The 18,187-nt window shown below is 39.5% G+C and carries 18 protein-coding genes; 2 read left to right on the top strand and 16 right to left on the bottom strand.

Annotated elements, in window-relative coordinates; genetic code table 11:
- Positions 1-116: 116 nt before the first annotated feature.
- Both M1E09_RS09100 and M1E09_RS09095 read left to right on the top strand, forming a co-directional pair.
- Positions 117-2,030, top strand: coding sequence for a DUF294 nucleotidyltransferase-like domain-containing protein (locus M1E09_RS09100; RefSeq protein WP_456274517.1), 1,914 nt, complete (start codon positions 117-119; stop codon positions 2,028-2,030).
- A gap of 2 nt (positions 2,031-2,032) precedes the next feature.
- Positions 2,033-2,770: a 3'-5' exonuclease gene (locus M1E09_RS09095; RefSeq protein WP_456274516.1), complete on the top strand. Its 738-nt coding sequence runs from the start codon at positions 2,033-2,035 to the stop codon at positions 2,768-2,770.
- A gap of 173 nt (positions 2,771-2,943) precedes the next feature.
- Here the strand turns inward: M1E09_RS09095 and M1E09_RS09090 are convergent, their stop codons facing one another.
- From M1E09_RS09090 to M1E09_RS09015, 16 genes are all read right to left on the bottom strand, one after another.
- Positions 2,944-3,705: an SDR family oxidoreductase gene (locus M1E09_RS09090; protein ID WP_456274515.1), complete on the bottom strand. Its 762-nt coding sequence runs from the start codon at positions 3,703-3,705 to the stop codon at positions 2,944-2,946.
- Positions 3,706-3,759: 54 nt separating this feature from the next.
- A complete protein-coding gene (locus M1E09_RS09085) occupies positions 3,760-5,040 on the bottom strand; it encodes a TRAP transporter large permease (RefSeq protein ID WP_456274514.1) in 1,281 nt (426 codons plus the stop codon).
- Positions 5,037-5,510 (bottom strand): TRAP transporter small permease, encoded by a 474-nt coding sequence (locus M1E09_RS09080; protein WP_456274513.1) that lies wholly within the window; start codon positions 5,508-5,510, stop codon positions 5,037-5,039. Before M1E09_RS09080 ends, M1E09_RS09085 begins: the two co-directional genes overlap by 4 nt.
- Positions 5,511-5,577: 67 nt before the next feature.
- Positions 5,578-6,597 (bottom strand): TRAP transporter substrate-binding protein, encoded by a 1,020-nt coding sequence (locus M1E09_RS09075; protein ID WP_456274512.1) that lies wholly within the window; start codon positions 6,595-6,597, stop codon positions 5,578-5,580.
- A gap of 401 nt (positions 6,598-6,998) precedes the next feature.
- Positions 6,999-7,637, bottom strand: a complete 639-nt coding sequence (locus M1E09_RS09070) for a GntR family transcriptional regulator (protein WP_456274511.1) — start codon at positions 7,635-7,637, stop codon at positions 6,999-7,001.
- A gap of 477 nt (positions 7,638-8,114) precedes the next feature.
- On the bottom strand, positions 8,115-9,374 hold the full coding sequence (locus M1E09_RS09065; RefSeq protein WP_456274510.1) for a glutamate-5-semialdehyde dehydrogenase: 1,260 nt from the start codon (positions 9,372-9,374) through the stop codon (positions 8,115-8,117).
- A gap of 44 nt (positions 9,375-9,418) precedes the next feature.
- A complete protein-coding gene (proB, locus tag M1E09_RS09060; protein ID WP_456274950.1) occupies positions 9,419-10,552 on the bottom strand; it encodes a glutamate 5-kinase in 1,134 nt (377 codons plus the stop codon).
- Positions 10,553-10,720: 168 nt separating this feature from the next.
- The gene (proC, locus tag M1E09_RS09055; RefSeq protein WP_456274949.1) at positions 10,721-11,611 is read right to left on the bottom strand and encodes a pyrroline-5-carboxylate reductase; all 891 of its coding nucleotides are present in this window, start codon (positions 11,609-11,611) and stop codon (positions 10,721-10,723) included.
- A 445-nt stretch (positions 11,612-12,056) separates the two neighbouring features.
- Complete coding sequence (locus M1E09_RS09050; RefSeq protein ID WP_456274509.1) at positions 12,057-12,992, bottom strand: LCP family protein; 936 nt, start codon at positions 12,990-12,992, stop codon at positions 12,057-12,059.
- Positions 12,993-13,325: 333 nt separating this feature from the next.
- Complete coding sequence (locus M1E09_RS09045) at positions 13,326-13,937, bottom strand: hypothetical protein (RefSeq protein ID WP_456274508.1); 612 nt, start codon at positions 13,935-13,937, stop codon at positions 13,326-13,328.
- A gap of 3 nt (positions 13,938-13,940) precedes the next feature.
- Entirely contained in the window at positions 13,941-14,432 is a 492-nt protein-coding gene (locus tag M1E09_RS09040; protein ID WP_456274507.1) for an RNA polymerase sigma factor, read from the bottom strand.
- A gap of 241 nt (positions 14,433-14,673) precedes the next feature.
- On the bottom strand, positions 14,674-15,339 hold the full coding sequence (locus M1E09_RS09035) for an HAD hydrolase-like protein (RefSeq protein WP_456274506.1): 666 nt from the start codon (positions 15,337-15,339) through the stop codon (positions 14,674-14,676).
- The gene (locus tag M1E09_RS09030; protein ID WP_456274505.1) at positions 15,332-15,622 is read right to left on the bottom strand and encodes a hypothetical protein; all 291 of its coding nucleotides are present in this window, start codon (positions 15,620-15,622) and stop codon (positions 15,332-15,334) included. The genes M1E09_RS09035 and M1E09_RS09030 overlap by 8 nt, the downstream gene beginning before the upstream one ends.
- Before the next feature lie 46 nt (positions 15,623-15,668).
- Positions 15,669-17,117 carry a DUF4153 domain-containing protein gene (locus M1E09_RS09025; RefSeq protein WP_456274504.1) on the bottom strand — a complete coding sequence of 483 codons (1,449 nt, stop codon included), beginning with the start codon at positions 17,115-17,117 and terminating at the stop codon, positions 15,669-15,671.
- 69 nt (positions 17,118-17,186) lie between these two features.
- Positions 17,187-17,822 (bottom strand): HAAS signaling domain-containing protein, encoded by a 636-nt coding sequence (locus M1E09_RS09020; RefSeq protein ID WP_456274503.1) that lies wholly within the window; start codon positions 17,820-17,822, stop codon positions 17,187-17,189.
- Entirely contained in the window at positions 17,809-18,150 is a 342-nt protein-coding gene (locus M1E09_RS09015) for a PadR family transcriptional regulator (protein WP_456274502.1), read from the bottom strand. Before M1E09_RS09015 ends, M1E09_RS09020 begins: the two co-directional genes overlap by 14 nt.
- Positions 18,151-18,187 lie beyond the last annotated feature (37 nt).

Here is an 18,187-nt window from a genome sequence, read left to right as displayed (position 1 = left end):
TTTTATCATTCTGTCTTTAAGCAGGCTGCTCCTTTTGTTCATGCAAAATCGTTAAGGACCTGCTCAATCTATGTTAAGGTACTTATAGATACATAGTGACAAAGGAGGCTGTTAAATTGGAAAAAGCCGAATTCTACAATATGATTAAAACGTCCTATCCATTTGATCACTTATCAGATGAACAACTGGAACTATTGGTGTCCAATGCTCATTACCAGAGATATGCGAAAAATGAATTCATTTTTCACGAAAAAGAGTCACAGGAAGAATTGGACGTCTATTTTTTAATTTCCGGCACTGCAAAAAATGTACTCCACCGACCTTCCGGGAAACAAATATCGCTTCGCTATTATTATCCCGGTGACCTTGTCGGATTGATGATTCTCTGGACTAGCGGAGATATGAGCTTTTCTGTACAGGCCATTGAAGATTGCACATTATTCCGTTTCAATAAAAAAGTGTTTTTTGATATGCTGACCAACAATAAGGATTTCTCGCAAATCATTTTTGAGAGTGTCGGCAACCGCATGAAGACGCTTTATGATGAGATTAAATTCAAGGAGTCACAGGAAGAAAGTGCAGACCTAGCGCTTTTCCGAACAAAAGTAAATGTATTGATGGATACTCCCCATTTTATTTCGAGAAGTTCGACGATGGAAGATGCAGCAAGGAAAATGCTTGAGGAAGATGCAGAAGCGATTGTAGTATGTGATGAGGAAACTTCCCTTAAAGGAATCTTGACTCAAAAAGAAATTCTTCATTACATGACTCATCCTGGAAATGATCCTGGTGTGGTAAATTGGATGAATAAGAAGCCTTACTGGGTAAGAGACGAGTCCTTTGCCTATGAAGCCCTTTCCCTTTTTAAATATGAAGGTGCCAAGTACGTTCCTGTCCTTAGGAATTCCAAGGTCATTGGCATCTTGTCGGGGTCTTCCTTTGTCAACATTCATGACTCCAGCTATCTGGATCTGTCCTACAGTATTACATCTGCTTCCAAAACCCATGACCTCATTCCGTTGTCACCGGTTGAAAACAAGACATTCTCCTCTTTTATCAGTAATTTACTGGATCAGGACAGCTTCGCTTATAATGTCAGTGAGGTTTTAACGAATTATAATGACCGTCTCTACCGAAAAGTCATCCTCCTTTCAGAAGGTGAAATGGTTTCTGAAGGTTTTGGTTCGCCGCCTGTGAATTACTGCTTCATCGTAATGGGAAGCCAGGGCCGGAGTGAACAGTCATTTAATACCGATCAAGATAACGGAATCATCATAGCTGACTATGATCATTTCGAAAATGCTGACTCCATTGAAAAATATTTTGAGCGATTTACTGAAAAAATCAACACAAAGCTTGCCTCATGCGGATTTCAAGAATGCACTGGGGGAATTATGGCGAAAGAACCAAAGTGGCGTAAATCCTTTAGTGAATGGCGTGTTTCAATTGATGACTGGCTTCATGAGATTGATGCTGAAGAAGTTCAAAACTTTACGATGTTTTACGATTTTCGCCCTATTTTCGGTGACTACAGCCTGGCAGAAGACATTCGTGGTTATATCGCCCAGAAGTCACAGAACAAATTGAATCTTCAGCAGCTGCTTCGCAAAGATGCCATTCGCTTCCGTATACCGGTAGGTGCATTAGGAAGAATCAACCTGAAAGGCCGTAATAAAAAATTTAATATTAAAAAAGCAGGTCTCATGCAAATCGTTAACATGGTCCGCATCCATTCGATAAAAAATGGAATAAAAGAAGTGAATACCATTCAGCGTCTTGAAGCATTGAAGGAGAAGAAAGTCTTTCATCCCCGTGATGCAGAAAATGCCAAGACAGCGCTGCATTACCTTCTTTATTACCGATTGAACCAAAACCTTTCCGAACTTGCAGATGACCTCGAGCTCAGCAATGAACTGTCCATCGACCAAATCACAAAAGAAGACAAACGAAAACTGAAAGAAGCATTGCAAATCGCCAATCGGATGCAGCAGGTCATGGAGATAAGTTTCAACCGGAACCGGGTGGTCTGAACATGAGTGACACTGGATTTAATGTAGGCTATCGTATTTTCAAATATTATCTATGGCATAGATACCTGTTCAAAAAGCAAGTTTCTAAGGAAAAAACGAGCCCTTCCTATCAGAAGCTGAAAGCCATGCTGAAAGAGTTTGAAGAAGAAAAACCAATTCTTCAGCAGCAAATGCTGAAAAGTTGTGTTTTCACGATTTTCGACTTGGAGACAACCGGGTTCTTCCCTGAAATCGGAGACGAGATTATATCAATCGGCGCAGTAAAAATGCAAGGTGAGAGGATCTTGGATGAAAAAGCCTTTTACGAAGTTATCAATCCACTGCAAACAGTGTCTGCTGAAACAAAGAAATTTACTGGATTAAGAAAAAAGGATTTTATCAAGGCAAAAACACTGCCGGTTGGATTAAAAGACTTCTTAGAGTTCAGCAAAGGAACAATCCTCGTTGCACATCCTGCCTCCTTTGATATCAACTTTCTGCAAAAGAGAATCAGCAAATGGGACCTTCCCTCTTTTGATCCTGAATACATTGACTCTTATGCACTTGCAAAGGAACTGCTGAATGATGATGAATGCTACCTTGATGATTTGGTCATGAAATTCGGCATTACGAGAAGAGACCGGCATCATGCATTGAATGATGCAATCATGACAGCGGAAATCTTCAAGGAACTTTTAAGGCTTTGCAAAAAAGAAGAAGTAGAAACGATATTGGAGTTGCATGAAGCAGTTGAGATATGAACAATATTACATCAACAAAAAAGATCGGTCAGCAGGACCGATCTTTTTGTTGATGTTACATTTAAATTTTTTTTAGCAAGCCTATTAGAAAAATCTCTTCAATTCCAATCTATTCTTAGGATTGGAGAGGATTCTTATATTGCCCACAGTAGGTATACCTTTTCTCACTTCTTCTATCTTCCAAGCCATCCTCCATCAACTGCCAATAAATGGCCATGAACGTAATTTGAAGCATTTGAGGCAAGATAGACTACAGTTCCCATAAAGTCATCCGGATCCCCCCATCTTTCTGCAGGAATTCGATCCAGAATTTGTTTACTGCGGGTTGGATCATTTATCAAGGCTGTATTCATATCAGTTGCAATATAGCCCGGCACTATCGCATTGACATTTACACCCTCTTTCGCCCATTCATTAGAAAGTGCCTTTGTCATCTGGGCTACCCCGCCTTTGGCAGCTGCATAGGCTGGAACTGTATAGCCTCCTTGATAGGAAAGCAACGAAGCAATGTTGATGATTTTTCCCTCTCCTTTAGAAACCATGTATCGCCCTGCTTCCTGACATAATAACCAAACAACTTTCAGGTTAATTGATAGTACATCATCCCAATCTGATTCAGAAAAATCAACTGCTGGAGAGCGTCGTTGGATACCAGCATTATTGACTAAGATATCAATTTTCCCAAGAGCGGAAATTACTTTTGGAATTGCTGATTTCACTTCATCCTTCTTTTCAAGGTCACACGGGATGATAAAGCATTTTCTCCCAATTTGTTCAATTTGCTCCTTAACATTAGTTTGTCCAGGGTTTCTCTGAAGCAAAGCAATATCAGCTCCTGCTTCCGCTAAAGCGACTGCCATTGATTTGCCAATGCCTCGGGTAGCTCCGGTTATGGCTGCAACCTTTCCTGTTAAATCAAATAATTTCTGAGTCATATGTATCTCTCCTTCTGGTTTTTCTGTAATTCTTCTTCTATCAACTTAAATAATTCATTCTATTAAACTAGGGATGAATGTAACCAATGATGGAAACAGCACAATTAACACTAATGCAAAACAAAGCACAAGGACAAATGGGATGGCGCTTTTCATAGCATGATCGAGCTTAACACCTGAGGAGGAGCATGCAACGAATAAGCAGACACCTACCGGCGGCGTCAATGTTCCTATTGCAATATTAATTACAATCATGACACCAAAGACTACCGGATCCATACCAGCGCTCATCGCAATTGGCAATAAAATCGGAACAAACATTATCAGCAATGCCAGCCCTTCAATAAACATACCACCAAGGATGAATATGACGTTGATTACAAAAATGATAAAAATCGGGCTGTCTGAAACACTTGTGATTAAATCACTCAAAATTGTCGGGAAGTTATGACTCACAAGAATCCAACTGAATAAGGAAGAAGCGGATATGATCAACATTACATTGCCGGAACTTACGATTGCTTCCATGAAAATTTTCGGTAATTCACGAATCTTAATGCTTTTATAGACGATCAGTCCCAGCACAAGAGTATAGACCACAGCAATGACACTTGACTCTGTAGGTGTGAATACTCCTGTTAATATCCCACCCACAATAATTATGGGAGCAAACAGAGGTAATATAGCTTTTTTAAAACTGTCAGTGAAATATCGGAGCGAAAAAGAATTCGTCTCAGAAACACCATACTTATATTTAGTACAAATGATTCCTGAAACAACCATTAATAACACACCTATTAACAATCCAGGTATAATTCCACCTAAAAAAAGCTTGCCGACAGAAATACTTGCTATCCCACCTAATACAACCATCGGAATACTGGGTGGAATGATGATGCCGATGGAGCCTGAGGCAGCCTGCAATGCAGCAGCGAACCTTGCTGGATAGCCCATTTTCACCATACTTGGCGTCATGACGCTGCTTAAGGCAGCTGTATCTGCAGGTGCTGAGCCTGAAATCCCTCCCATCAGCATCCCGGATGTGACACTAACATAACTCATTCCGCCTTTCGTCCAGCCGATAATTGAATCTGCAAAATTAACGAGCCTTTGAGTCAACCCACTTTTATCCATAATTACGCCCGTGAGCATGAAAAAGGGAATCGCTAATAAAGTAAAACTATTCATTGAAATGAACATTTTTTGCGGTATCACCAATAAGGGGATGGCACCTTCCCATACAATGATGAAAATTGCGGATACCCCTAGAGAAATACCCACTGGAACACCTATTATCAGCAGAAGAAAAAAAGTTATAAACAATAAAGCAATCAAAGTTTCTCCTCCTTCCGATTCACTACTAATATGATAAGAAAAATAATCGCCAGCAAACTCGAGGCTGGTATGATTGCATAAACCACTCCCAGATTAATAGGAAGGACAGAAGCCATACCTGACATACTTATCAGCACAAATTGATAACCCTGCCATAGTAAAATAACGAAAAACACAACCATAATGAGTTGAACTAATGATTCGATCGTTTTTTTCATTTTTCTCAGTCTATCTGTAATAAAGGTGATGGCAATATGTTTTTGTTTGTAAATTCCCATTGTGATTCCAAGGAACATTAACCATACAAAGAGATAACGGTCAAGCTCTTCTGCCCATACCATTCCGCTGGAAAAAACATACCGAAGCACCACCTGCATGAATACGAGTGAAATCAAGACGGCCATAAGCAAGGATACTGTGTAAATGATCAACTTTTCCAGAATCAGGCCAATTCGTCTTAACGTTTCCAAAGTGATCCCTCCTAATAGAACATTTGAGCTAAAACATAAGGGGCAAAAAGCCCCTTATGTTTTAGCGTTATTTTGTATCGATAATCTGTTGAATGAGCTCTTCTCCAAACTCATCGCTATATTCATCGTATACAGATTTTACAGAATTTCTCCATTCCTCTTTATCCGGGTTTTTTTCAATTGTCAATCCTCCCTCAGTCTCGAGGAATTCAATTTCTTTCTTTTCATTTTCACGGATTAATTCTCTTTCATAGTCTCCCGCTTCCTGCGCAGCCTCCATCAGAGCTTTCTGTACATCTTTATCAAGACCATCAAACTTGCCAGGATTCATAATTAGCAGCATTGAAGCATAGGTATGCCCATCAAGGACCATGTAATCTTGTACCTCATACATCTTAGAACTCTTAATAGCAAAAACCGGTCCCTCTTGACCATCCACTACACCATGCTGGGCAGCCATGTAAAGCTCTGAAAAAGGCATTGGAACTGGATTGGCTCCCAGTGACTCAGTTGTTGAGATTAGTACTGGCCATTCCGGTGTTCTAATTTTCAGTCCTTTCAGATCTTCTGGTGAACTCAATGGCTGCTTACTATTCAAGAAGTGTCGGAATCCAGACTCCCAGTAGTTCATGACTTTAAATCCGCCTTGTTCTTCTGCTTCTTCAGCAAGCAGTTCTCCAACTTCGCCCTGCAAAACCTTATCTACATGCTCTGAATCTCTGAATAGGAACGGCAAATCGAAGATTGAGAATCTAGGATAATACTTTGTTACACTTCCTGAAGCAACAAGGGAAATATCCACTGTTCCTAACTTTGTTCCTTCAGCAAGTTCCCCTTCATCCCCTAATTGACTGCTATGGTAAACATCCACTTTTACTTTCCCATCTGTTTTTTCAGAAACTAGCTCTGCAAACTTTTCTGCACCCGCATGGAACTGGGATTCTGTCGGTTGGTTGTGTCCAAGCTTTAATGTAATGTCTTCTTTCCCATTTGCTGAAGAACCACTCTGGCTCTTCCCGCATCCTGCTAAACCAATTGACAAGATAACTGTAATAAGTAGGATTAAGATCTTCCAACTCTTTTTCATGTTTCTCCCCCTAATTTGAAATGTAATTGTATGACACAGCATGAATAGCTGTAGATACTGAATTGAAAATTCACATAAACAGCAGCACATCATTGTAAACGCTCTCATTTTTCTCTTTTTAAAAAGCTTTCCATAAATGCGGCTGCCCTAAAAGAAGTTCAGTGTATTGACTACCTCGCCCAAGCAAGAGGACTCTGCCGGCCGTGGCTAAATCGTGTGCTCCATCAACACTGTATAATCTCAAGCAATGTCAAGAACTTTAGAAGAAATCCTTAATTATATTTTACAGTGTTATTTTCATATTATATATAATAATTAAGATTATATATAATTTTTAAAGGCGTGTAAAGGGCTATTATATATAATTAACCGAATTATATATAATAGCCTGAATTTAATCTTTATTTTGAAACCATTTTCATGATATGCCCTTTGAAAGCTTCTTTCGATTTTTCCACATCTTTTTGTTCCAGCATTTTAACAAGGTCAAAATGATACTGATACACTTCTTCCGGGAGAATTTGAACTTGCGGATTCAAAATAGTAATATATCTTCGGATATGACTGGTTAACATTGTCCAGATTCTCATATAGACATCAACTTTTGACATTTCTATGATGGTCCTGTGGAATTCCATATCCAATTCAGATTGAACTGCATAATCGTGTTTGCCGTATTTCATCTTCTCCACAATATCATACAATTCACCAATATCTTTTTTGGTCAGCGTTGGCAGGATAATTTCAATTGCATTCATTTCAATCTCTGCTCTCAGGGAGAATATATGATACATCTCAACTGGGTTGATTTCTGTAACAAAGGCACCTTTATACTTAACTGTCTTAATTAACCCTTCTTCTTCCAGGCCTCTAAGAGCTTCTCTTACAGGAACCTGGCTAATACCAAATTTTTTTGCCACTTCTGTTTCGACAATCCTGTCGCCTGGCTTGAGTTTATTCTTAATGATTTCATCTCTCAAGTTTTGTTTCACTTCATCTTTTAAGGAAACGAGCGATCTCGCTTTATTGGCTTTCTCCATACAATACATTCCTTTACCGATTATTGTTACACATAAAAAATGGGATTATATATAATAAAGATAATTATATATAATTATCTTTTATACATCAAGTTGTACCCTTCATTATAAAGGAAAACACCTCAGTTTTGGGCTAATAATTCTTCATTTTCTATTGAGGGGAATAAAGTGCAGAGATTGAACACGAATCAAAATACTGTATTTTCGGTGATAAAAATAAATAAGGTGGTACGGCCTTGTAACTTTCCGGTGTTCTTTTCAAATGCTGTTTTCGTATAGATTGCTGCATTCGGATATCTGCTTGATACAAAGAGAATCTCTCTGAATAGGAAGAGCAGCCCTTCCCTTCCTCGCAGTAATTCTTATTATTTAAATCGCAACAAAGTTAAAGAAGAGAGCCATTCTAAAACAAGAAAATTTAACCCTAGAAACAAAAAAAGTGCCCCTTAAAAAAGGGAACACTCTTCCTGACGAAATTTATCGAACCTGGCCGTTTCCAGTCATCATATATTTAACCGTAGTCAATGCAGGCAACCCCATTGGTCCGCGTGCATGCAGTTTTTGAGTAGAGATTCCGATCTCTGCACCAAATCCAAGCGCTCCCCCATCAGTGAAACGAGTGGATGCATTGTGATAGATGGCCGCAGCGTCTACCAATGTCATAAACATTTTCGCTGTATCTGCATTTTCGGTGATGATTGCTTCCGAATGTTTTGTACCGTATTTCTCGATATGGTCGATTGCTTCATCCGTTGTATCGACTGTTTTAACAGCAATATCAAGGCTTAGGTATTCATTAGCCCAATCCTGTTCTCCTGCAGGTGTGCAGCCTGGGATGACTTCACATGCATACTCATCGCCATGTGCAGAGACGTTATTGTCTTTAAAAGCAGCAATTAACTCTTCCTTGTTGTCAGCCAGCCATTCTTTATGAACAATCACTGTTTCTGCTGCGTTGCATACTGCCGGACGGTCTGTTTTTGCATTGATAAGAATGTTTAGCGCCATTTCTGTTTTTGCATCTTTATCAATGTAAATATGGCAATTACCTACACCTGTTTCAAGAACAGGAACTGTCGCATTGTTAACAACAGCATTGATCAATGCGCCGCCTCCGCGTGGGATCAATACATCAACATGCTCTTTCATTGTGAACAGCTGTTGAGTCGCTTCACGGTCAGTGGTATTGATGAACTGAACAGCTTCCTTTGGAATCTTGGTTTCTTCCAGTGCATTATGCATAACATCCACAATCGCTTTGTTGGAAGTGATAGCATTGGATCCACCTTTCAATATGATGGCATTACCTGATTTCAAAGCAAGACCAGTTGCATCGACCGTAACATTAGGGCGTGCTTCATAAATCATGCCGATGACGCCAAGAGGAACTGTCACTTTAGCAACATTCAAATCATTTTCCAATGTCCAGTCGCTAACTGTCAAACCAGTTGGATCTTCAAGATTTGCAACTTCACGAAGTCCGTTCGCAAAATCAAAGATACGGTCTTTGGATAAAGATAAACGGTCCATGAATGCTTCATCAAAGCCCTTTTCACGGCCTCTGTTTAAATCCTTTTCATTTGCTTCCAGGATTGTTTCAAACTGCTCTTCCAGTGTATTTGCAAGTGTCAATAATGCATGATTTTTTTCTTCTGTTGTCAAAAGTGATAAGGCTTTAGCTGCTTTCTTTGCTGCAATTGCCTGTTCTTCTACATTCGTTTTGGTTAGTGTTGTCATCCAATACCTCCGTAAAGTGATTTATTTACTTGGTTTTATATTTGTTAGACGCCTACAGGAATCGGCACTTCTATGTGACACACCAGGTGATCAATTTCCACTGCGGCTTCTTCATACTTTTCTAATTCTTCTTCCGGCATTCCGTTAAATTTCTTAAGCTCTTCATTGTTGTAATTGACGACACCCAGACCGATCTCTTCGCCGTTCAGGTCTGCAATCCTGACGACAGCGCCACTCTTGAATCTTCCTTTAACAGCGTAGATCCCTGCTGCGCTCAAGCTTTTTTTGCTTTCAAGGATTAATTTCTTTGCATCATTATCAATCGTGATTTCGCCTTCCGGTCCTGAGTTGAATGCAATCCACTGCTGTTTTGTATCCAGGTTCACGACATCTTCTTTTGATTCGAAATACGTTCCTGTTGCTGTATGCTGAACCGCATCATAAATGATATTAGCTACACCTGATTTACCCAGGAATGCAGGGATGCCTGATGCCATCGAAATCTTGAAAGCATCGATTTTCGAACGCATTCCGCCTGTACCTACAGAGCTTCCAGGTTCACCTGCCATATCTTCTATCTCCGGAGTGATTTCATTCACTTGGTCAAGAAGCTTGGCATCTTTATTTTTGCGTGGATCATCATTATAAAGTCCGTCAATGTCAGAAAGGATAATCAGCTTATCTGCATCTACAAGTCCGGCGACCTTCGCAGAAAGTGTGTCGTTATCACCGAATTTAAGGCGGTCGATTGTTACGGTATCGTTTTCGTTAACAATTGGGATGATGCCGCGTTCAAGCAGGACATTTATTGTGTTTTTCGCATTGTTATAGCGATTTTCATCAGAGAAGTCGCTTCTCGTGATGAGAATTTGAGAAGCTACATAACCGTTTGATAAAAATAGGTCAGAGTAAGCTTCGATTAACAATCCTTGACCGATAGATGCTGCTGCTTGCTTTTCCGGAAGTGTGCTTGGTCTTGTAAGGCAGCCCAGCTTTCTATACCCTGCTGCAACGGCACCTGATGACACAAGCAATACTTCATGGCCGTCATCTTTCAAACGAACAACCTCGTCTGTCAATCTTTCCAGCTTTCTGCGGCTCATCTCCCCGTGAAGGCTTGTTAAAGAACTGCTTCCTATTTTGATTACGATTCGCTTCTTCTTGGTGTCCGGAGACATCATATCACTCCTGTTAAATAAATATTTATATCGATCCTTTAATGCGTTAATCCACTAAGAGGGACAGGCCCTTTTAATGCACTAATGCAGTAACGCGTTAACTTATCAAGGGACTGTCCCCCGCTGCGGTAATGCGTTAATGCAGCGAAGGGGTTTCCCTTCTTATCACTAGTTGGCTACTAATACTTTTTTGAATTGGGAACTGATTTCTTTTGAACGTTTTTCTGCTCCTTTGACGGCTTGCGAGATTGCTTCTCCTCCGCCAAATTTTGCAAGTGCATCTAGCCCAGCGGCTGTGGTTCCATTCGGGGATGTTACATTTTCACGTAACTCTGCGGGTGTTTCGTCTCTTTCCATGATCATCTTTGCTGCACCAAGAATGGTTTGTGCTCCGATTTGACGGGCTACTTCCGGTTCAAGACCGCTTTCTTCTCCAGCTTTCTCGATGTGCTCCATTAGATAGTAAAAGTATGCTGGACCACTGCCGGCGATTCCTGTAAAGATATCCATCTTCTCTTCTTTGATGGTATAAACTTCACCAATGCATTCAAGTAATTCTTTCGCTGTACTCATTTCTTCAGCATTTGTGTACTCTCCTGCAGCAATAGCGGTTGCAGATTCTCTCATCATGCTGGAAGTATTCGGCATAACGCGGATTACTTTTTGTCCTTGGGGAAGACCGTCTTCCATATGTTCCGTTGTAATTCCCGCAAGCACGGAAAGAATCACTGTTTTTGGATTGATTTGATCTTTTATTGATTCTAATACAGCATCAATGTCCTTAGGCTTCATCGCCAGGATCAACATATCGATTTCATCAAAATTTAATTGATCTTTTGTAACGGCCGTAATATCATATTTTGCTTTCAGTTCTTGCAAACGCCCTTGATTGCTTCGGTTGGAAACGATAACTTGTTCAGTTGGAATTTTGTTTGATTCAACGATCCCTGAAATCATCGCCTCTGCCATATTACCTGCACCCAGAAAAGCAACTCTTTGTTTGTTTAGCAAATAAATCCTCTCCCAATGTTTGGTTTTGTTTTCGTTTTTAACTTTCATAGTCAATTCAATTTCACGTTTTGTTCGCATTTTTGTTCGCTCTTTTTTCAACGTTTACAATCGTAACACGTACAATTTCATATTCAAGGGGTTTTTACAATGTTTGGTGTATATGATTGAATTAGTGAGTGTAAGCGTTACCATTTCGGGATGAGCGTTTCTAATAAGCAATAATCCCCATATATACGGCCACAGGACGTTATATCACGATTATTTTTTCGCATATATTACCTGATTAATCAGAAAATTAACTCTATGAAGCTTGGCATGAAAGCCTTCTTGGGCAAAAAACAGACCATTGATGAAAAAAATATATTTTGAATTTTTAAAGCTATTCTTTTTAGAATTGCTGCTATCAAGTACAAATCCACAACCATTCTTGTTAGGAAACAAACTGAACATATAAAAAAGAACCAGGCAGTAAATGCCTGGTTCTAGCATTGTATTATTGGTTTAAAAATTCCTGCAGTGCAGCTTTGTTTGTATCGAAGTCCACTTCCAGAACGGCACCTGCATGTTGATAGTATCCATCCGTATATGAATCTTTCACAGGAATCGTCAGCTTTTGAATATCACTGCTTGTACCAAGGAAGATGTCTTTTACTATGCCAATCTGATCAAGCTTGCTCATGTTCGTTTCTATATAAGGCTGGGCAGCACCTATCATCTTCGGAAGCTTGGTTACACTTCCGATACTTAAAGCCTCATCCTTAACAGCAGTGATAACCTGCTGCTGTCTTTCAACCCTGCCGTGATCTCCCTCCGCATCTGCACGGAACCGGGCATATCCGAGAAGCTCTTTGCCATCCAGGTTTTGCAGCCCAGGCTGCAGGGAAACCCCGATATTTTCCGACATTGCTTTTTCGACATTCATTTCAATTCCATCAGGAGCCAAAATATCAATGGACTGTTCAAACCCCTTAAAATCGACAATCATATAATATTGTACATCTACGCCAAAATTCTGTTTTAATGATTGTCTCAACAGATCCGGCCCTCCTAAGAAGAAAGCGGTATTCAACTTATAGTTTTGGTAACCGGGAATCTCGACATACATGTCTCTCATAAAGGAGACAAGCTTGGTCTCATTTGTTTCCGGATCAATTTGGGCAATCATCATTGTGTCCGTCCTTGATTGTTCTTCACCACGGCTGTCTACTCCAAGCAGCAAGACGTTAATTCGGCCGTTTTCATCTTTAACACCATTGAATGTATAATTTTCTTCTTTAGGTTCCGCTCCTTCACCTGAAGCCATTTGAGTGCCCTGGTAGTACTGAATACCTGCATATCCCAGTAGAAGTGTTATCATAAATAGTAAGAATAGAACCGTTTTAAGGCCTCTTCTTTTCCTTTTCTTTTTATATTCCAAGCGTGAATTCATACATGCACCTTCTTTGGTTTTGGCTGTTTTTCTGAATTTTAATCCAGATCCTTTTTTATAGAAAAACAACTTAAATTTATTCTAGTAGATTAGACGATAAAAACCGCTAAAAGTTTCACTAGTAAACTACTAAGTGATTGTATAGCATTCGAGTAAAAATGACAATACTTATTTTCTTTTACATTGATAGAAGGTGCACATGGCCATTCAGCTCATAAATCAAGTTCTTTCCTTATTATATATATTGGCTTTGTTGAAGTTCTTGTTAATTATATGTTGCCTGATTTCCGATCCAATCGATCATATCAAGAATTAGTAACTCTGTAATCATTTTTAAAAGTAATTACTAGTATGCAATTCTTTTGAATCGTAAATTGATTTAGGCACTATCAAAAAAGGATATTCCGTTTTCGTCTTTCCACATTGATTTAGAGTGTATTCTAAAGTGTCTTTCATCTCTTTTGTTAGGATTGATGTACAGAAATGGCTTTCGATAAACTCACCATCCACCATAAGTTTAACCGCAATGTTGTACCCATTATAATCAAGAGAACGAACCCACTCCTGTCCCTCAATCCCATAACTGGTCACGCTGATAGTTGAATTCCTTCGTTCCTCTATATCTTCCAGGAATTCCTGAAAAGCAGCATAGTTTTCAACGCTGTCATAATGCATAACGACATTTTCTCCCTTTCCCATGCTGAATCCATTTATTTCTCCACCCATGGATATATAAACTAACAGCAGCAAAAATCCAACAACCAACAGGCTTCCGATGGAAACAAGGATACGATTTTTCAGTCGCTGTTTCATGCTCATATTTTCATGTATGACGACTTGCTCCATTAAATTTTGATGCATTTCTTTTTTGTAGGCATCATCTATTTTCACAACAGGCATGGACTTTAACTTGGAGTCCAGCTCATCCTTCCTTGAATCATGCATACACTATCCTCCCAACTGTTTCTGTAATGCCGATTTTGCCCTGTGATAGGTTGACCTTACCTTATTTGGTGTCCAGTTCAGTATTTCTGCTGTCTCATCCACGGAAAATTCCTTGATTCCCCTTAAAATAATGACGTCCCGATAATTGTCTTTAAGTTTTCTGATTGCTTTATAAAGCTCTTGAGTTTCTTCATTTTCTTGAAAAAGCTTCTCTGGTGTAATCTCGCTTTTGGGTTCATGGAAGGGCTGAAAAGGGATGATCCTTTTCCACCTTTTGCTTTTCATTTCATCAATAGCGAGGTTTCTGGCAATACTGAAAAGCCATGTTTTTGGACTTGAGTTCCCATTGAACGAATCAATCCCCCTGATCGCACGGATAAAGACTTCCTGCACCAGATCCTCCACGTCGCCGGTTCCCATCCGGTAGATGAGGAAGTGGAACACATCATCACTGTATCGATGAAACCATTCTGATATTTTCTCCTGTTTAGACATCGGTTTCTCCTCAAAAAAATAGTTATCTATTCATTAGACGATACTGTTCGTACATTATCGCATTTTTTCGGTAAAAGGGATAAATTGATTCCAATTAAATAGAATGATTTCCGCTATAATCAACAACACTTTATATAAAATACGAGATGAAAAATCACAATTTTTAAGAAAACAGCCTATTGAATACTCTGCTCGAGTTACATAAAAAAAGCCTGCAGCAAAGTTACAGGCTTAATTTCTCTTATATGTGAACCTTCTGTGTTTCCAAGATGTCTTCTATTTCCACAAACGATTTCATAACGACATCTGCCTCATCAAGCTCCCCCTCTGCAGCGAAGCCCCATGAACAACCAACTGTATATAGGTTGTTCTGTTTTCCTGCAAGAATGTCCGAGCTTCTGTCCCCCACCATGATGGCTGAAGAAAGATGGTGATCATCTATTATCATTGCCACCAAATCTCCTTTTTTTCCTGATGGACAGGCTTCAATGCTGTATACTCCTTGAAAGTAGTCTGTTAATTTGAAATGATTTATGATTTCCAGTAAATATGAATGAAGTCCGTTGCTTGCTATGAATAAACGATAGTCTTTTGCCATTGTTTCCAAATGGGACAATACATTCGGGTAAAGCTCGCCATTCCCGCTCCTGATTTCCCGGAAAAGGTGGATGTGAAAGATCCGATTGACCTTATCATGAAGCTGCTGTTCATGCATAGGCAGAAGATTTTGCCACACTTCTGGCAGCGGCACACCCATGATTTTCAAATATTGTTCGACCGGTGCTTCTCCTTCCCATTGGTTTAATCCTCTCAGACACGCGAAGGTCTTCTCCAATGCAGCAATCAATACTTTATCCGTTTTAAAAAGGGTTCCATCCATATCAAAAATCACTGCTTGTCTACTCATTCCTATCTCCCCTGTCCTGTTTATATATTTTCCATTTGTAATTCATCATTGAAAAATATTCTTGCCTAGCGACATATTCCGTTCCTTCTGAGGTAACAATCAGATAGGTGCCATTCCCTAAATAGTCTGCTGATTGAACTGGATTAGTAGTAAAATGCATTTTAAGTTGGACATCTTTTAAAATAGCATCTGCATTTATATCCTGAAACATATTATAAGGTCCAAACAGATTAGAGACCAGAAATATGAAGAGTAACACAATGGTATACACTATCTTTTTCACCTTATATTCCCCTTTTACATAGCAATTCTAGGTATCAGTGCGCAAGTTAATGAAAGTCGAGCTCTTCCAAGGCTTCAAACGCTCTTTTTTTGTCCAGATTACTCGACTGCCAGCTTATTTCCCAATATTGCGCTTCATTCATTTCCCTTTCCAAAACTTCTCTTAAACCAGGAATATCTGGGTCTTTTTTATATAATTCGATAAGTCCAAGTGTTCCTGGATATGACATTTGTTCAAAATAATGCAAATCAATCTTACCCGTCTCCTGGAATCGCTGAATATTGCTATCCACTATCCATCCATTAAGATCAATGATGTTTAATGCACTGTAAAAAAGCAGGAATGTTATGATATAAAATCGGCTTAATGATAATCGGTCATACCAGATCTTCAGGAGAGTGAACGACAGTATGACACCGATTAACCCCATAGCAGCATGTGCCAGAATGCGGGACAGCGTGAATCCGTATGCTTCTTCATATAAGTGTAATCGCATAAAAGCTGAATACAGCATGATACCGCTCATCACGATCAGTAACGTAAGCAGTATGTTCTTCACTGATTTTACAGCCGTACTCTCATCTGCAGCCGTTTTGATGACAGCCACGACAATCGACCAATTGAAGAGTGTCACGACGACCAATTCAAAGAAACCCCTTCTTGCATAATCTGCATAAGTAAACCCGCTGGCGAGTGATCCGCTGAAGAAATACTGGAACTGTACCACCGTAAACAGAGCATAAAGTGCATTCAGCGAAAACAGTACAGTTAGAACAATGATACTTTCCCATTTCATCCTTGGTCCTTTAGCTTCTTCCCACAAAGATTCATTTTTATTAATGATGACTTTCAAGAAGGAGTACAGCGCTAATGACACCAGCAGTATAAACACAAACCTGAAGAATTCATCACCAAGGTGCAGGTTGGACACTTTGACTGGCAGTTTGCCTATTAGGTCTGCAAAATGATTATCTGCTGATATCAACAGAAGCCCGGTGAACATGACAAGCGGTACAGAGATTGCCAGCCCTATAATTACAAGTTTGAGAGTCCGGTACGTCCCTGTGGCCACTTTTCTTTGAAAGATATTTTTCACCAGGCTCAAACGGCCGGCAGCAAATGAAATCCAATGTCCTAAAAGAGAAAACATGAAAACGATAAACCTGGGACTGTTCCAGGCAGTGGTAGCTTTCCTGGTGATCAATACCGAGTGAATGATTATTAAGGCGGGCAGTACAATGAGATTTAATAAATAAAATACAATATTCCAATATAAAAAGTAACTCAAGGATAAAGCCAGCACAGATAACATCAAAAGAAAACCGATTTTTCGATTGGATACAACTCTCCCTCTAATCTGCCAATAAAATAAACAATAGTAAAATGTAACGAACAGCAAAACTGACACCCCTAATGAATGGTCGATAAAAAGCCAGTTAGCAATCATTCCCATAATGATACAACAGACAATGAGCACTTTGTTTTTTTTCTTCATAATTTCTCCCCCTATATTGTTATTCTACTTATATAGTAATCCTATGTACTATGGTAAAAAAAGAGCGTTCTACACAGAGGCTCTTCTTCCCCACCTGTATCCAAACCAACTGATCGGAAAAAGCAAGATGGTAAATAAAATGCAAGTCATGATGAAGGAACGATTTAACAGCGGATCAAACCATTCATGAGGGATTAAATGAAACAATACAAGATTCATCAATAATATGTTTGGGATCAGGCTCAGGAGCATCGTCCTAAACAAAAGCGTCTTCCCTTTTGAACCAAATTCCTTACCTATCTCATACCCAAGCAATACCCAGAACACGATATACACTGCGATGATGACGGAAGGGACCCCTGTCAGCTTCATCCAGAAAACGTGAAGCCAACCCCATGAATACTGATTGTAGAGGAGTGTTAAAATGCTTCCACTGATGAAAAGCAAAATATTTGCCGATACAAAAAGCCATTGTGTTTTGCCTGGTGTAACTGACCATTCTGCATTCCATATCGAGGCTATTTCTTTGGGTGTACCGATTTTCTCATGAATCAAACAGGTCAGTTTATCTTTGTCAGCCTCGTCCATTTCCTCCATCAGGTGATTGATGTGTTCTTCATACTCTCTTAAGACACGTCCTTTATCTTGATGGGAAGCCAAAAGGTCCTCAAGTTCACCGAGGAAGCTGTCTCTAGATTGAATCATGTCCCGGTTTTCCAATCATCTTATTCATCATATTGACAAAACGATTCCATTCTTTTGTCCGTTCTTTCAGGATTTCTTTTCCTTCATCAGTGATTTTATAATATTTCCGTGCCGGCCCTTTCGTCTGCTCCTGCCAGTAAAACTCAATGTATTCCTGCTTTTCAAGTTTGTGGAGAGCAGGATATAATGTTCCTTCTTTTACTTGCAGATTGTTTTCAGACCGCTTTTCCATTTCCTTTACCAGCTCATACCCATACATATCTTTTTCGTTTAATAATTGCAGAAGAAGAAGAGAAGTACTCCCTTTAACCAGTTCACGATTGAACATATTTTCACCTACCTAGAATTATGAGGTATAGTCTCAT

The sequence above is a fragment of the Bacillus sp. AK031 genome (assembly GCF_053903065.1).
The sequence above is the reverse complement of the archived record's forward strand: the minus strand, read 5'-3'. Positions and strand labels throughout refer to the sequence as shown.

Coding starts and splice junctions, on each gene's coding strand:
- M1E09_RS09095 (WP_456274516.1), top strand. CDS start 2,033: ATGAGTGACACTGGATTTAATGTAGGCTATCGTATTTTCAAATATTAT.
- M1E09_RS09090 (WP_456274515.1), bottom strand. CDS start 3,705: ATGACTCAGAAATTATTTGATTTAACAGGAAAGGTTGCAGCCATAACC.
- M1E09_RS09075 (WP_456274512.1), bottom strand. CDS start 6,597: ATGAAAAAGAGTTGGAAGATCTTAATCCTACTTATTACAGTTATCTTG.
- M1E09_RS09070 (WP_456274511.1), bottom strand. CDS start 7,637: ATGGAGAAAGCCAATAAAGCGAGATCGCTCGTTTCCTTAAAAGATGAA.
- M1E09_RS09065 (WP_456274510.1), bottom strand. CDS start 9,374: ATGACAACACTAACCAAAACGAATGTAGAAGAACAGGCAATTGCAGCA.
- proB (WP_456274950.1), bottom strand. CDS start 10,552: ATGTCTCCGGACACCAAGAAGAAGCGAATCGTAATCAAAATAGGAAGC.
- proC (WP_456274949.1), bottom strand. CDS start 11,611: ATGAAAGTTAAAAACGAAAACAAAACCAAACATTGGGAGAGGATTTAT.
- M1E09_RS09050 (WP_456274509.1), bottom strand. CDS start 12,992: ATGAATTCACGCTTGGAATATAAAAAGAAAAGGAAAAGAAGAGGCCTT.
- M1E09_RS09045 (WP_456274508.1), bottom strand. CDS start 13,937: ATGCATGATTCAAGGAAGGATGAGCTGGACTCCAAGTTAAAGTCCATG.
- M1E09_RS09040 (WP_456274507.1), bottom strand. CDS start 14,432: ATGTCTAAACAGGAGAAAATATCAGAATGGTTTCATCGATACAGTGAT.
- M1E09_RS09035 (WP_456274506.1), bottom strand. CDS start 15,339: ATGAGTAGACAAGCAGTGATTTTTGATATGGATGGAACCCTTTTTAAA.
- M1E09_RS09025 (WP_456274504.1), bottom strand. CDS start 17,117: ATGAAGAAAAAAAACAAAGTGCTCATTGTCTGTTGTATCATTATGGGA.
- M1E09_RS09020 (WP_456274503.1), bottom strand. CDS start 17,822: ATGATTCAATCTAGAGACAGCTTCCTCGGTGAACTTGAGGACCTTTTG.
- M1E09_RS09015 (WP_456274502.1), bottom strand. CDS start 18,150: ATGTTCAATCGTGAACTGGTTAAAGGGAGTACTTCTCTTCTTCTTCTG.